Genomic DNA, 12,444 nt, shown 5'->3' with positions numbered 1-12,444 from the left:
CTGGAAGGACTATCCGACCATGGAAACGCCTTGGCCACCGGCCATGGTGCCCACAAAACGTTCGCCATTTTTCAACAGATTGCCAATCATTTGGCCTTGCTCATTGAACAGTTGCACCTGATTGCCCGCCAATTGCCAGGAGCTAACGGCAGCAATAGAGGGCACGGCACAATTTGGCGCCGAGGCACGATAGCGCCCGGTTGAGCCTTTGGCCGACTGGGTCAGATTCAAGCGGCAGGTCTCATCCCCCGCCTGCACGGTCCAGACGCCCAACAATTTCAACACGGTCAGCGGCCCGGTCAGATCGCGCCCGGCCACATTGGTGTTTTCATTCACATCATTCAGCGACACGAACGACCCGTCCTGCTCGCCAAACAAGGATTCCGCTTCACCATTCTGCGCCTGGCTGTCGGCCAATTGCGGATCTTGCGATTGCGGCTGGCTGCCATCGACGGGCGGCAATTCAGACTGATTGACGGTGCCCGTATTCACCGGCGTCAATTGCTCCGGTGGAGGGGCATTGCGAGAAGACGAGGAAAATGGCGAGCGTGTGGTTGTACACCCGGCAAGCGCGATGATGCTGACAACGCACCCCAGTTGAACAAGTTTCACAATATTTTTCGCCATGCACGGGTCTCCTTTGTGCGAATGTGCTTAAGCCTGCTTGAAAAAGGTTAAAACGTTATCAACCATAAATTTGTCAAGCCCTAACGCCATCAACGCGCTGCTGTTCGGCGCAATAGGCCATTCTTTGTTCTAGTCAGGAATGTGGCGAGTTTACGTCTACTGGCCCGATGGATCGGCCGAGCTGTCTTTTTTGAAGTCTTCGCGCAGACTGTCCAGCAGCAATTTGGCATCTTCCGCCTCGCCGCCGGGCACCATGATCGGCACACCAGAGGGGCCAATGGCCCCGGCAAAGCCGGCCAAACCCACCTCATCCCCCTCAATCGGATGAAATCCATGCGATTTAAGCGCCAAAATCAGCAAGCGCGCCTCGCCCAGATCATCAATTTTTGCAATGGTGGTCAGGCCCATCTCATGCCCTTTCAAAAGAAAACCGCCTCAAGGAGGCGGCTTTCAGTCTAACAGTTAAACGGCCCGCTCAACCATCATTTTCTTGATCTCGCCAATCGCCTTGGCCGGGTTCAACCCCTTCGGACAGGTATTGGCGCAGTTCATAATGGTGTGGCAGCGATAGAGCCGGAACGGATCTTCCAGATCGTCCAGACGTTCGCCGGTGGCCTCATCCCGGCTGTCGATCAGCCAGCGATAGGCCTGCAGCAACACGGCTGGCCCCAAATAACGGTCGCCATTCCACCAATAGCTCGGGCAAGACGCGGAGCAACAGGCGCAAAGAATGCATTCATAAAGCCCATCGAGCTTTTCCCGATCTTCCCGCGCCTGCAACCATTCTGTGCGCGGCTCAGGTGTTTTGGTTTGCAACCATGGCTTGATGGAGCGGTGCTGAGCGTAAAAATTGGTCAGGTCAGGCACCAAATCTTTCACCACTGGCATATGCGGCAACGGATAGACATTGATCGCGCCCTTAAACTCGTCAATGCCCTTGGTGCAGGCCAATGTGTTCAACCCGCCAATATTCATGGCGCAGGAACCACAGATCCCCTCGCGGCAAGAGCGGCGCAAGGTCAATGTCGGGTCAATCTTGTCTTTGATGTACAAAAGTGCATCCAGCACCATCGGCCCACAATCGTCCAGATCGACAAAATAAGTATCGATACGCGGATTCTCGCCGCTGTCCGGATCATAGCGGTAAATGTGAAATTCCCGCACTTTGTCGCCTGACGGTTTTGGCCAGGTTTTACCCTTTTTGGGTTGCGAGTTTTTCGGCAGGGTCAGTTGAACCATATCAAGGCTCCCTAATAATCTTTGCGATCGGCGCGCATTTTGCCCGCCCGGATCGCAGAAACGGCATCAGCCGGTTTTTGTTGGCCAAAACGAAGCTGCATCTTAATAGACCCGGGCTTTCGGGGCGATTTTTTTCAAATCAACCTCTTCAGAAATCGGGTCCACGTGCACGCCACGCAAAGAAAGCTCCACTCTGCCATCTTCAGACAGACGCGAAATGGAGTGTTGGCGCCAATTCTTATCATCACGGTCAGGATAATCTTCCCGCGCATGCGCCCCGCGGCTCTCTTTCCGCGCTTCAGCCGATACAACCGTGGTCATCGCATTGGCCATCAGGTTTTCCAACTCCAGCGTTTCCACCAGATCCGTGTTCCAGATCATGGAGCGGTCATGCACCTTCACATCGGCCATTTCACCCCAGATTTCGGTCATGCGTTTAACGCCTGATTGCAGCGTTTCTTCGGTGCGGAATACGGCCGCATCTTCTTGCATGGCGCGCTGCATCTTGTCCCGCAATTGCGCGGTGGAAATCGACCCGTCCGCATAGCGCAACCGGTCAAAACGCTCCATGGATTTTTCAAAGCTGGCTTCATTCACGTCCGGCACAGCGGCTTCCTTGTCCACCACTTTGCCTGCGCGGATCGCCGCTGCCCGGCCAAACACCACCAGGTCAATCAGCGAGTTGGAGCCCAAACGGTTCGCCCCGTGCACAGAGGCACAACCTGCTTCACCCACGGCCATCAGGCCCGGCACAATCGCGTCCGGATCATCGGCTGTAGGGTTCAACACTTCCCCCCAATAATTGGTCGGCACGCCGCCCATATTGTAGTGAACGGTTGGGATCACAGGGATCGGCTCGCGGGTCAAATCAACACCAGCAAACACTTTCGCGCTTTCGGTAATGCCCGGCAAACGCTCCGCCAACACATCAGGATCAAGGTGATCAAGATGCAAGAAGATGTGATCCTTGTTCGGGCCAACCCCGCGGCCTTCGCGAATTTCCATGGTCATGCAACGTGAAACCACGTCACGTGACGCCAGATCCTTGGCGTTCGGCGCATAACGCTCCATAAAACGCTCGCCTTCAGAGTTGGTCAGATAACCGCCCTCACCGCGCGCACCTTCGGTGATCAACACGCCTGCGCCATAAATGCCGGTTGGGTGGAACTGCACAAATTCCATGTCCTGCAATGGCAAGCCCGCACGGGCCACCATGCCGCCGCCATCACCTGTGCAGGTGTGAGCAGAGGTGGCAGAGAAATAAGCACGGCCATAACCGCCCGTCGCCAAAACGGTTTGCTTGGCGCGGAAACGGTGAATGGTGCCATCGTCCAGTTTCCAGGCAATCACGCCCTGGCACTCGCCATCTTCGCTCATCAGCAAATCGGTAGCGAAATATTCAATGAAGAACTGCGCATTGTTGCGCAAAGACTGGCCATAAAGCGTGTGCAAAATCGCGTGACCCGTCCGGTCCGCCGCCGCACATGTGCGCTGCACTGGCGGGCCTTCACCATAATTCTGCATATGGCCGCCAAAGGGGCGCTGATAGATCTTGCCTTCTTCAGTCCGCGAGAAGGGCACACCATAATGCTCAAGCTCATAAACCGCTTTTGGCGCTTCACGTGCGAGATATTCCATCGCATCATTGTCGCCCAGCCAGTCAGAGCCCTTTACCGTGTCATACATGTGCCACTGCCAGCTATCGGGGCCCATATTGCCCAAAGATGCCGCAATGCCGCCCTGCGCCGCCACCGTGTGGGAGCGGGTTGGGAATACTTTGGTTACACACGCTGTGCGCAAGCCCTGCTCGGCCATGCCCAGCGTGGCGCGCAATCCCGCGCCACCGGCGCCGACAACCACCACGTCAAATTCGTGGTCGATAATTTTATAATCGCCTTTGAGTGCCATGCGGGCCTAACCTCCAAAACTCAATTTCAATAGAGACACAATGGCGACAATCGCCACACCAAAGGCGAAAAAGCTGTTGAGCATCAACAACAACCATTTGGTGCTCTCTGTATGCACATAGTCCTCAATCACCACCTGCAATCCCAAGCGCATATGGATGCAGGCCGAGATTATGGTGAGAATGGCAAAGCCAGTGATAAAAGGATTGGCGAAAGTGCTCACCATTTCAGCACGATCCGCACCAACCAGTGTGATCACCAGCCAAATCGAAAACAGCATCAGCGGCACGTTGGCCAAGGCCGTCAGGCGCTGATTCCAGAAATGCTCAGTGCCGCTTTTGGCAGACCCAAGCCCGGTCACCCGCGATAAAGGTGTACGAAAACTCATTTTTAGCCCCCCAAAGCGCTAAATCAAAAACAACCAGACAATGCCCGTGAGAACAACAGAACCACCAATGGTTGCCCACGCCATGGTGTAACGTTCAGGCCCGTAGCCTTTGCCAAGGTCCCATACAAAGTGGCGCAAGCCCCCCAGCAAGTGGTGGAATAAGGCCCATGTGTAACCGATCAGGATCAGCTTGCCGAACCAGTGGCCGAAAAAGCCCTGAGCCACGGCAAAAGCCCCATCGCCCATAGCAGCGGCGGCCAACCACCACACCACAAGGGCGGTGCCAGCATAAAGCCCGACACCAGTGATCCGATGCATGATCGACATCACCATGGTGATTTCTTCTTTATAGATGAGAATATGTGGAGATAAGGGTCGGTTGGGTTCAGCCATGGCGTCTAATGCCCCTTTATATTTGCCCTTGCCGCGTCATCGGCATTTTCAAACGTGGTCAATGATTACCCTTTGGCCGTCACTTCGTCAAAGAAAACCATCTCCACCTTAAGTCGGATACCAACGCTTACCTATAGGTAAAGCGTAAATCAAGCGTTCTTTTGCCGCATCAGTTACTCATAATCCGTTAATTTCCTGTCCGGATCATAAGCCTGGTCCGTCACTTGTTTGATCACGGCCTGCCCGCAGCGCATTTTACCTGCTGCAGGGTCGAAGCAATATTTCGGCTCCCCATAAAGTTGCCAGCCTTCGCTCAGCGCTTTGGTCACCTTGTGGCAGAAACTTGAATCATCGTCCGCAGACAGAAATCTATAAATATCCATACTGGTTCCTTCGACTAATTTACGGTTGGATTTTTGCACTTGATCACATTTACACTGAACAAAACATACTGTTTGAAAAAATTTGACCTTGCCCCGACCAACCCAATCAATAGATTGCGTCTAGGGAAATGGGATGAAAGAGAATAATGGCAAACTTTCCAAAACGTCTGATCGACGGCTATAAGGAATTCACCTCCTCTGCACTGACAAAGGAGCGCGAGAAATATAAAGAGCTGGCGGAAAAGGGCCAAAAGCCCTCCGTGCTGATCATCGCCTGTTGCGACAGCCGCGCCGCGCCGGAAACAATTTTTTCCGCCGGTCCCGGCGAATTGTTCGTGGTGCGCAATGTGGCCAATCTGGTGCCGCCCTATGCACCCGATGGCGGGCATCACTCCACCTCGGCAGCCATTGAGTTTGCGGTGAAAGGCCTTGGGGTCAAAGATATTGTGGTGATGGGCCATGGCCGTTGCGGCGGCATTCAGGCAGCCTTGTCCACTGATGGGGCCAAACTGGACGAAGGCGATTTTATCGGTAAATGGATGAGCATGCTCAAGCCCGTGGCTGAGCAGGTCGCAGCCACCGACAAGGTGATGACCCCGGCTGAGCGCCAAAATGCCTTGGAGCGGGTTTCCATCCGCCGGTCAGTACAAAATCTGCGCGAATTTCCATATATCAACGAAATGGAAAAAGACGGCAGCGTGAACTTGCATGGCGCCTGGTTCGATATCTCTACGGCTGAACTTTGGGTTATGAACGGCGAAACCGGCGATTTCAGCCGCGCCGAGGCCTAATAACGCGCGCGGTGCCAGCGATAGAGCCGGTCGGGCAGACCCTCTTCATTGTCACCATCAGTTTTGCGCACACATTCAAAGCCCTGCGCCTCATAAAAGGCGCGGGCCCGCATATTGTCTTCAAAACACCAGAGCTCGAGCTTGACGGCGCGGCCCTTGGCATGGTCCAGAAGCGCTTTGCCCACGCCGCGCTCAATGGCGGTGGGGTGCACGTATAAATGCGCGATCCAGTGATCGATCTGAACGAGAAATCCGGCGATTTGGTCGGCCAAAATGCCGACAAATATTTCCCCCCGGCCCCATAAATCTTTAAGGTGGGCAAAGTCTTGTTCACGCGTATGCAGAATGGGCAAAAAGGGCAAAAGCTCCTGCCGTGACACGCGGAAAATCTCCACCAGACGGGGCAAATCTTTTTCACTGGCTTTGCGAATCTGCACCATCACCACGCCTCAAACAAACACCCGCTGACCATTGGCCAGCGGGTGCACATCATAACAAATATTGCAGATGGTTTAAGCTTATTTCTTCAACAGTCCGCGATTTACAATTGCTTCAGCGATCTGCACCGTGTTCAAAGCCGCGCCCTTGCGCAGATTATCTGCCACGACCCACATATTCAGCCCGTTTTCAACGGTGGCATCTTCGCGGATGCGGGAAATAAAGGTGGCGTCTTCCCCTGCCGCTTCCACTTGGGTGATATAGCCGCCATCTTCGCGCTTATCCACCACCATGATGCCAGGCGCTTCGCGCAAAATGTCACGCGCTTCATCCGGGGTGATTTCATTTTCAAATTCGATATTCACCGCTTCGGCGTGGCTGATAAACACCGGCACCCGCACCGCTGTGCAGGTTACTTTGATTTTCGGGTCGAGCATCTTTTTGGTCTCGGCCAGAACTTTCCACTCTTCCTTGGTGTAGCCATCTTCCATAAACACATCGATGTGCGGAATGGCGTTAAAAGCGATCTGCTTGGGGTAGACCTCAGGCTCTGGCATATCGGTGACAAAAATGCCCTTGGTCTGATTCCAAAGCTCGTCCATCGCCGCTTTGCCGGAGCCGGACACAGACTGATAGGTAGAGACCACGATCCGCTTGATTTTCGCGTGATCATGCAAAGGCTTCAAGGCCACCACCAGTTGCGCGGTTGAGCAGTTCGGGTTGGCAATAATGTTCATGCGCTCATTTTGCGCCATATATTCTTCAAGATGGTGCGGGTTCACTTCCGGCACGATCAGCGGCACATCCTGGTGATAACGCCAGAAAGAGGAATTATCGATCACGATACAACCGGTCTCGCCGATTTTCTCGGCCCATTTCTTGGAAATGTCTGACCCGGCAGACATCAGGCAAAAATCAACGCCGTTAAAGTCGAATGTTTCCAGATCTTTGCATTTCAGCGTCTTGTCACCAAAGGACACTTCGCGACCAATGGAGCGTGAGGACGCCAAGGCATAAACCTCGTCAGCGGGGAAACCGCGTTCCGCCAGAATGCCCAACATTTCCTGGCCGACATTCCCTGTCGCGCCTACAACTGCAACCTTATAACCCATCTTGATTTTTCCTGTCTCACCCCCGCTCTTGACGTAACGTTTAGCCGGATCGTCCCCCTGGCGGGGGCGCTCAGGGAAACTTAGCGGGTTTTGGTGGTTTTTGTCTCGGTCATCTTGCCAACGCCAAGCGCCACGTCTCTTGAAAGAGACATGGTTTTCACAGTCATCATTGTTGTGTGCATTAACTGCATCATGATTGTCGCGTTAGCCGAGTTAGTTAAACAAGCGCCGTTGTTTTATCGCATTGCGAAGATTAGTCAACAAAGCTTGCCGAAATATTATTTCGCCCCTTCACCTCGCGCCATTAACGCAGCGCGAGGCCATTTGTTCCGAAAAGAAACCGAAACTATATTTTGGCGATAATTGCGTCGCCCATTTCTGCAGTCGAGACCTTTTTGCAGCCTTCCTGCATAATGTCGCCGGTGCGCAAGCCTTCCTCCAGCACAGACGAAATCGCACCTTCAAGCTTGTCGGCCAACTCGATCATTTCGAAAGAATAGCGCAGCGCCATCGCAAAGCTGGCCAGCATCGCAATCGGGTTGGCCAGCCCCTGGCCCGCAATATCCGGTGCGGACCCGTGCACCGGCTCATAAAGCGCCTTGCGCTTGCCAGTGTTTGCGTCTGGCGCGCCCAGAGAAGCTGAAGGCAACATACCCAGCGAACCAGTCAACATCGCCGCCGCGTCAGACAGGATATCGCCGAACAGATTGTCGGTGACAATCACATCAAATTGCTTGGGGTTACGCACCAATTGCATGGCGCAATTGTCCGCCAGAATATGATCAAGCTGCACATCGGCATAATCCTTGTGCACCTCGGTCACCACCTCGTGCCACAACACGCCGGATTTCATCACATTGCGTTTTTCAGAAGAATGCACGCGCTTGTCGCGGGTGCGGGCCAGATCAAAGGCCACGCGGGCAATGCGGTCAATTTCATAGGTGTCGTAAACCTGAGTGTCGATGCCCCGCTTTTGCCCATCACCCAGATCAATGATCTCTTTCGGTTCACCGAAATACACACCGCCGGTCAGCTCACGCACGATCAAAATATCGAGGCCTTCCACCAACTCTTTTTTCAAAGATGAGGCATCAGCCAGGGCACTATAACAAATGGCCGGGCGCAAATTGGCGAACAAGCCCAAATCTTTGCGCAAACGCAGAAGGCCAGCTTCAGGGCGCACCTCATAAGGCACATCATCCCATTTTGGGCCGCCCACAGCACCAAAAATCACCGCATCGGCCTTGAGCGCCTTGTCCATATCCTCTTCGGAAATCGCTTGCCCATGCGCATCATAGGCGGAGCCGCCCACAAGGCCGGTATCATAAGAAAAATCGGCAAGGCCTTTTTCCTTCAGGTGCGCAATAAGCTTTTCCACCTCAGCCATGATTTCCGTGCCGATGCCATCGCCGGGCAACAGCAAAAGATGATTTTGTGCCATAGTCACATCCTGAATTTGAATTAGAAACTGCCGCTTTGCTAGCGCTCTCCGGCGCAAATGGCAAGGCGTTGCCGCCAGAATGCGTTCTGCTCAGCGCTTATGGATCAACGCCGCAGCCTCTGATTGCGATAGGCGGCATAAAGATGCAGGACGCCAATCACCAACGCTAGAGACGAAAAGGCAAAGTCGCGAAAGACCGGGCTTTCACCGTCGGAAAACAAGGTGAGCCCGAAAAACTGAAAGAACAGCGCCGATCCACGCAGCACAAAAACCGCCCCGATCAGCCCCACCAGCACCCGCACCATTTTGCCAAACCGATCCTTGAACGCCGCCCAAAAACAAATCAGGCTCCAAATCAGAAATACTATGGCAATTGCCAGGGTCAAAAGCGCAGGCCAGATATCACCGGCCACATCCGCCGCGGCCATCACTTTACCAGCGCGCAAAAAGATATAGGCGTCGCCGCCCACCACAATCACCAGCACATGCAACAAGGCCAAACTCAAATCGGCCAACCCGGCCAACATATAAAGCATAATTCTCTCCACCATACGCTAACGTATGGAAATGTACCCAACCGACACGCAGGTGACCAGTACCTGTTTTGCCGCAGGCTAAATCCAGCCGGTGAGCAGCAGCGCAATCACATAGGCGGCGGCCAACAGATCCACCACAATGCACATGGGCGGATACCAGCTCACCACTTTCGCCCCGCGACCTGTATTATGTTTGATAAAATCCCAAACCGCATGCACCCCCAACCCGATGGGCACCGCCCAGGGCCAGACCAATAGCCCAACCACAGCCAACCCATAGGTCACCAGCGCGGCCAGAACTTCATCACGCTGCTGCTGCGCACTATGCTGATGGCTGAGCAGCAGTATCGGATAGACAAGCCCGATCAGCATCAAAGCCCCGGCCGCCACTTGCAGCGGATAGTGCGGAAAAATCAGGTGCAATGCGACCAGAAAGGCCAGCATGACAGCGACACCGAAGAGGATCGCGTCTTTTGAAAAGGAAAACATAAAGGATCACCCCAAACTATGGCGTGATCATCAAACCGCTTCCACTTGGAGAAAGGTCAAGCGCGATCGCCTGCCCCAATGCGCGCGGTGACTTCAATTTCCACCTTCATTTCAGGCTTGATCAATCCACACACCACCATGGTGGCGGCGGGCCGGACCTCAGCGAAATATTTGCCGGTGATCTCGAATACTTTTTCCGCATCATTGGCATCGGTAATATAATAATGCGCGCGCACCACATCCTTGAGCGATGCGCCCGCCTCTTTCAACGCCTTTTCGATGGTCAAAAAGCAATTGTTGGCCTGCGCTTTCACATCATCCGGCATCTGCATATTGTCATAATCATAGCCGGTGGTGCCGGCCACATAGACCATATCCCCATCCACAATCGCGCGGGAATAGCCTGCCTTTTTCTCAAAAGGCGAGCCGGTGGAGATGCGCTTGATGCCCATAATTTAGATCCAGGGCCGCTCTTCAGAAACCTTATTTTCGAACGAAGAAATGGCGTCGCCTTTTTCCATGGTCAGGCCCACATCGTCCAAACCTTGCAGCAATGCATTTTTGCGCGAGGGGTCAATGTCGAACTCAACGGTGCCGCCATCAGGGCCCTGAATGGTTTGCGCTTCCAGGTCCACGGTCAATGTGGCGTTGGAGCCGCGTGACGCGTCATCCATCAGTTCTTTCAACTGCTCTTCAGTCACCACAATCGGCAAAATGCCGTTTTTAAAGCAGTTATTGTAGAAAATGTCAGCAAAGCTGGTGGAGATGATGCAGCGAATGCCGAAATCTTTCAGCGCCCATGGGGCATGCTCACGGCTGGAGCCACAGCCAAAATTGTCGCCCGCGACCAGAATGGACGCATTGCGATAGGCGGGCTTGTTCAGCACAAAATCCGGCTTTTCGGTTTTGCCATCTTCTTCGTAGCGCATTTCGGCAAAGGCCGCCACGCCCAAGCCAGTGCGCTTGATGGTTTTGAGATATTGTTTCGGGATAATCATATCGGTATCGATATTGATCAACGGCAATGGGGCGGCAACCCCGGTCAATGTTGTGAACTTATCCATCTGTCGCAATATCCTTTCATCAGGGCTTGAACCACTTTTAAAGCCCAGACCCTTCAAATGCACCAGCGGCAAAACCGCGTCAAGTCGCCCGCGCGCGCCATCGTTGAATTTGGGCGTAAAAAATGGCTAGATACGCGCAGATATTTTGACCAATAGGAAAAATCATGACGCCACATAACCATGCCCCCAAAGATGCCTATGCCGAAACCGTGCTGCTGCCCGGCGATCCCTTGCGCGCCAAATGGGTGGCTGAAACCTTTCTGGACGATGCGAAACTGGTCAATTCCGTGCGCAATTGCCTAGGCTATACCGGCACCTACAAAGGCCAAAAAGTCTCGGTGCAAGCCACGGGCATGGGCCAACCTTCCCTCGCCATCTATGTGCATGAGCTGATCAATCTTTATGGCGCCAAAAACTTTATCCGCATCGGCACCTGCGGCGGGCTGAACGAAAAGGTCAAAGTGCGCGATGTGGTGTTGGGCGTCGCCGCCTCCACCGACAGCGCCATGAATGCAGGCACCTTTGGCCGCTACCATTATGCCCCCCATGCCGATTTTGATCTGCTGCGCAAAGCCGCCGACCTTGCCGACGAGCGTAAAATGAAATTTCACGCCGGGGGCATTGTCTCCTCAGATGTGTTTTATGTTGAAGGGGGGGCCAAAGGTTACCAGCCGTTGCTCGATCACGATATTCTGGCCGTGGAAATGGAAGCCGCGGCGCTTTACACCTTGGCCGCCAAATTCAACCGCAAAGCCATCGCCATCTGCACCATGACCGATTGCCTGATCACAGGTGATGAGATTGATGCGGATGCTCGGCAGAGCTCGCTGGAAGAGATGGCCACCCTGTCGCTAGACCTGGCGGCCACGCTCTAGGCCTCCGCTTAGCCATTGCAAATTCCTCCTCCCGACCTACATTGTTTGGATAAGATGTTGGGCGGGAGTACAAAATGAACAAGCCTAAGCTGGCGCTAGTGCTGACGATCTTGAGCTATCTCTGGATTATGGTCACTGTGGCGATCGCCGGGGCAAATTATCCTGACTATAGCCATATATCGCAATTTATGAGCGAACTTGGCGCGGTGGATGCGCCCCATCCTACACTTGTCAATTTTGGATCTTTCTTTTTCGCCGCCCTAATCTTACTTGGCGCATTGGCGTTGATTTTTTCCAGTCTACCGCGGAGCCTGCCCGGCACCATCGGGCTCGCGATTTTGGCGCTCTATCCGCTGCTGGTGATGGTCACTTCCTTTTTCCCCTGTGACGCCGCGTGCCGCCCGGCTACCCCATCCACAAGCCATATCATTCATATGAACAGCGCCCTGCTCGCCTATCTCGCCGCCATTGTCGGCTTGACGATCCTGTCGCTGCACGCCCGCAAATGGCTGGGCAAAAGCCTGCTGACCCCGCTGGGTGTAATCATGCCGGTTATTTTGCTGGTGCTGCTGGGCAATATGATGCCCGACAACCCGCGGGTTGGATTGATCCAACGCCTGTTTGAAACATTGGTCTATGGCTGGCTGGTTTTTTATATCATCACCCTGATCACGCCGCGCAAAGCGCACGCTGCACGCCATTAACCGCGTCTTAACATTTACGGGCTTTGCCCTTTTATGGCCGCGTTTTTCCCGTTTTAA

The 12,444-nt window shown here is 54.0% G+C and carries 17 protein-coding genes; 3 read left to right on the top strand and 14 right to left on the bottom strand.

From position 1 onward, the window contains the following. Positions 1-9 precede the first annotated feature (9 nt). From L1I42_RS16040 to L1I42_RS16010, 7 genes are all read right to left on the bottom strand, one after another. Complete coding sequence (locus tag L1I42_RS16040) at positions 10-627, bottom strand: AprI/Inh family metalloprotease inhibitor (protein ID WP_236115756.1); 618 nt, start codon at positions 625-627, stop codon at positions 10-12. 156 nt (positions 628-783) lie between these two features. Beyond that, positions 784-1,050: a hypothetical protein gene (locus L1I42_RS16035; protein ID WP_236115755.1), complete on the bottom strand. Its 267-nt coding sequence runs from the start codon at positions 1,048-1,050 to the stop codon at positions 784-786. 39 nt (positions 1,051-1,089) lie between these two features. Then, positions 1,090-1,866 (bottom strand): succinate dehydrogenase iron-sulfur subunit, encoded by a 777-nt coding sequence (locus tag L1I42_RS16030; protein ID WP_236115754.1) that lies wholly within the window; start codon positions 1,864-1,866, stop codon positions 1,090-1,092. A 102-nt stretch (positions 1,867-1,968) separates the two neighbouring features. After that, positions 1,969-3,774 carry a succinate dehydrogenase flavoprotein subunit gene (sdhA, locus tag L1I42_RS16025; RefSeq protein WP_236115753.1) on the bottom strand — a complete coding sequence of 602 codons (1,806 nt, stop codon included), beginning with the start codon at positions 3,772-3,774 and terminating at the stop codon, positions 1,969-1,971. A 6-nt stretch (positions 3,775-3,780) separates the two neighbouring features. Then, on the bottom strand, positions 3,781-4,161 hold the full coding sequence (gene sdhD / locus L1I42_RS16020; protein WP_236115752.1) for a succinate dehydrogenase, hydrophobic membrane anchor protein: 381 nt from the start codon (positions 4,159-4,161) through the stop codon (positions 3,781-3,783). Positions 4,162-4,179: 18 nt separating this feature from the next. Beyond that, positions 4,180-4,554, bottom strand: coding sequence for a succinate dehydrogenase, cytochrome b556 subunit (gene sdhC, locus L1I42_RS16015; protein WP_236115751.1), 375 nt, complete (start codon positions 4,552-4,554; stop codon positions 4,180-4,182). A 173-nt stretch (positions 4,555-4,727) separates the two neighbouring features. Beyond that, positions 4,728-4,937: a DUF1737 domain-containing protein gene (locus L1I42_RS16010; protein ID WP_236115750.1), complete on the bottom strand. Its 210-nt coding sequence runs from the start codon at positions 4,935-4,937 to the stop codon at positions 4,728-4,730. 146 nt (positions 4,938-5,083) lie between these two features. Between L1I42_RS16010 and L1I42_RS16005 the strand changes: the two genes are divergently transcribed. Next, positions 5,084-5,728 carry a carbonic anhydrase gene (locus tag L1I42_RS16005; RefSeq protein WP_236115749.1) on the top strand — a complete coding sequence of 215 codons (645 nt, stop codon included), beginning with the start codon at positions 5,084-5,086 and terminating at the stop codon, positions 5,726-5,728. Here L1I42_RS16005 and L1I42_RS16000 read toward each other — a convergent pair. The 7 genes from L1I42_RS16000 to leuD form a co-directional block, all read right to left on the bottom strand. Then, positions 5,725-6,168: a GNAT family N-acetyltransferase gene (locus tag L1I42_RS16000; protein WP_236115748.1), complete on the bottom strand. Its 444-nt coding sequence runs from the start codon at positions 6,166-6,168 to the stop codon at positions 5,725-5,727. The two genes, L1I42_RS16005 and L1I42_RS16000, sit on opposite strands and share 4 nt — an antisense overlap. Before the next feature lie 78 nt (positions 6,169-6,246). After that, positions 6,247-7,278, bottom strand: coding sequence for an aspartate-semialdehyde dehydrogenase (locus L1I42_RS15995; protein WP_236115747.1), 1,032 nt, complete (start codon positions 7,276-7,278; stop codon positions 6,247-6,249). 346 nt (positions 7,279-7,624) lie between these two features. Continuing rightward, the gene (leuB, locus tag L1I42_RS15990; RefSeq protein ID WP_236115746.1) at positions 7,625-8,719 is read right to left on the bottom strand and encodes a 3-isopropylmalate dehydrogenase; all 1,095 of its coding nucleotides are present in this window, start codon (positions 8,717-8,719) and stop codon (positions 7,625-7,627) included. 104 nt (positions 8,720-8,823) lie between these two features. Further along, a complete protein-coding gene (locus tag L1I42_RS15985) occupies positions 8,824-9,255 on the bottom strand; it encodes a hypothetical protein (protein ID WP_236115745.1) in 432 nt (143 codons plus the stop codon). 78 nt (positions 9,256-9,333) lie between these two features. Further along, a complete protein-coding gene (locus L1I42_RS15980; protein WP_236115744.1) occupies positions 9,334-9,744 on the bottom strand; it encodes a hypothetical protein in 411 nt (136 codons plus the stop codon). A 56-nt stretch (positions 9,745-9,800) separates the two neighbouring features. Continuing rightward, on the bottom strand, positions 9,801-10,196 hold the full coding sequence (locus L1I42_RS15975) for a RidA family protein (protein WP_236115743.1): 396 nt from the start codon (positions 10,194-10,196) through the stop codon (positions 9,801-9,803). 3 nt (positions 10,197-10,199) lie between these two features. Next, positions 10,200-10,808, bottom strand: a complete 609-nt coding sequence (leuD, locus tag L1I42_RS15970) for a 3-isopropylmalate dehydratase small subunit (protein WP_236115742.1) — start codon at positions 10,806-10,808, stop codon at positions 10,200-10,202. 164 nt (positions 10,809-10,972) lie between these two features. Here leuD and deoD point away from each other — a divergent pair, with 164 nt between their 5' ends. Together deoD and L1I42_RS15960 are read left to right on the top strand one after the other, a co-directional pair. Then, positions 10,973-11,683, top strand: a complete 711-nt coding sequence (gene deoD, locus L1I42_RS15965) for a purine-nucleoside phosphorylase (protein WP_236115741.1) — start codon at positions 10,973-10,975, stop codon at positions 11,681-11,683. Positions 11,684-11,757: 74 nt separating this feature from the next. After that, on the top strand, positions 11,758-12,387 hold the full coding sequence (locus L1I42_RS15960; RefSeq protein WP_236115740.1) for a DUF998 domain-containing protein: 630 nt from the start codon (positions 11,758-11,760) through the stop codon (positions 12,385-12,387). Positions 12,388-12,444 lie beyond the last annotated feature (57 nt).

Origin of the sequence: Maritalea mediterranea (assembly GCF_021568695.1) — a bacterium.
Taxonomy (GTDB): Bacteria; Pseudomonadota; Alphaproteobacteria; order Rhizobiales; family Devosiaceae; genus Maritalea; species Maritalea mediterranea.
Note: the sequence above shows the minus strand (reverse complement) of the source record. Positions and strands in the feature narration are given on the sequence as shown.

What these genes read in the sequence shown, in the direction of transcription:
- L1I42_RS15985 (WP_236115745.1), bottom strand. Translation starts at nt 9,255, where the DNA reads ATGCTTTATATGTTGGCCGGGTTGGCCGATTTGAGTTTGGCCTTGTTG.
- L1I42_RS15980 (WP_236115744.1), bottom strand. Translation starts at nt 9,744, where the DNA reads ATGTTTTCCTTTTCAAAAGACGCGATCCTCTTCGGTGTCGCTGTCATG.
- L1I42_RS16010 (WP_236115750.1), bottom strand. Translation starts at nt 4,937, where the DNA reads ATGGATATTTATAGATTTCTGTCTGCGGACGATGATTCAAGTTTCTGC.
- sdhA (WP_236115753.1), bottom strand. Translation starts at nt 3,774, where the DNA reads ATGGCACTCAAAGGCGATTATAAAATTATCGACCACGAATTTGACGTG.
- sdhD (WP_236115752.1), bottom strand. Translation starts at nt 4,161, where the DNA reads ATGAGTTTTCGTACACCTTTATCGCGGGTGACCGGGCTTGGGTCTGCC.
- L1I42_RS16000 (WP_236115748.1), bottom strand. Translation starts at nt 6,168, where the DNA reads ATGGTGCAGATTCGCAAAGCCAGTGAAAAAGATTTGCCCCGTCTGGTG.
- deoD (WP_236115741.1), top strand. Translation starts at nt 10,973, where the DNA reads ATGACGCCACATAACCATGCCCCCAAAGATGCCTATGCCGAAACCGTG.
- sdhC (WP_236115751.1), bottom strand. Translation starts at nt 4,554, where the DNA reads ATGGCTGAACCCAACCGACCCTTATCTCCACATATTCTCATCTATAAA.
- L1I42_RS15960 (WP_236115740.1), top strand. Translation starts at nt 11,758, where the DNA reads ATGAACAAGCCTAAGCTGGCGCTAGTGCTGACGATCTTGAGCTATCTC.
- L1I42_RS15995 (WP_236115747.1), bottom strand. Translation starts at nt 7,278, where the DNA reads ATGGGTTATAAGGTTGCAGTTGTAGGCGCGACAGGGAATGTCGGCCAG.
- leuD (WP_236115742.1), bottom strand. Translation starts at nt 10,808, where the DNA reads ATGGATAAGTTCACAACATTGACCGGGGTTGCCGCCCCATTGCCGTTG.
- L1I42_RS16005 (WP_236115749.1), top strand. Translation starts at nt 5,084, where the DNA reads ATGGCAAACTTTCCAAAACGTCTGATCGACGGCTATAAGGAATTCACC.
- L1I42_RS15975 (WP_236115743.1), bottom strand. Translation starts at nt 10,196, where the DNA reads ATGGGCATCAAGCGCATCTCCACCGGCTCGCCTTTTGAGAAAAAGGCA.
- leuB (WP_236115746.1), bottom strand. Translation starts at nt 8,719, where the DNA reads ATGGCACAAAATCATCTTTTGCTGTTGCCCGGCGATGGCATCGGCACG.
- L1I42_RS16030 (WP_236115754.1), bottom strand. Translation starts at nt 1,866, where the DNA reads ATGGTTCAACTGACCCTGCCGAAAAACTCGCAACCCAAAAAGGGTAAA.
- L1I42_RS16040 (WP_236115756.1), bottom strand. Translation starts at nt 627, where the DNA reads ATGGCGAAAAATATTGTGAAACTTGTTCAACTGGGGTGCGTTGTCAGC.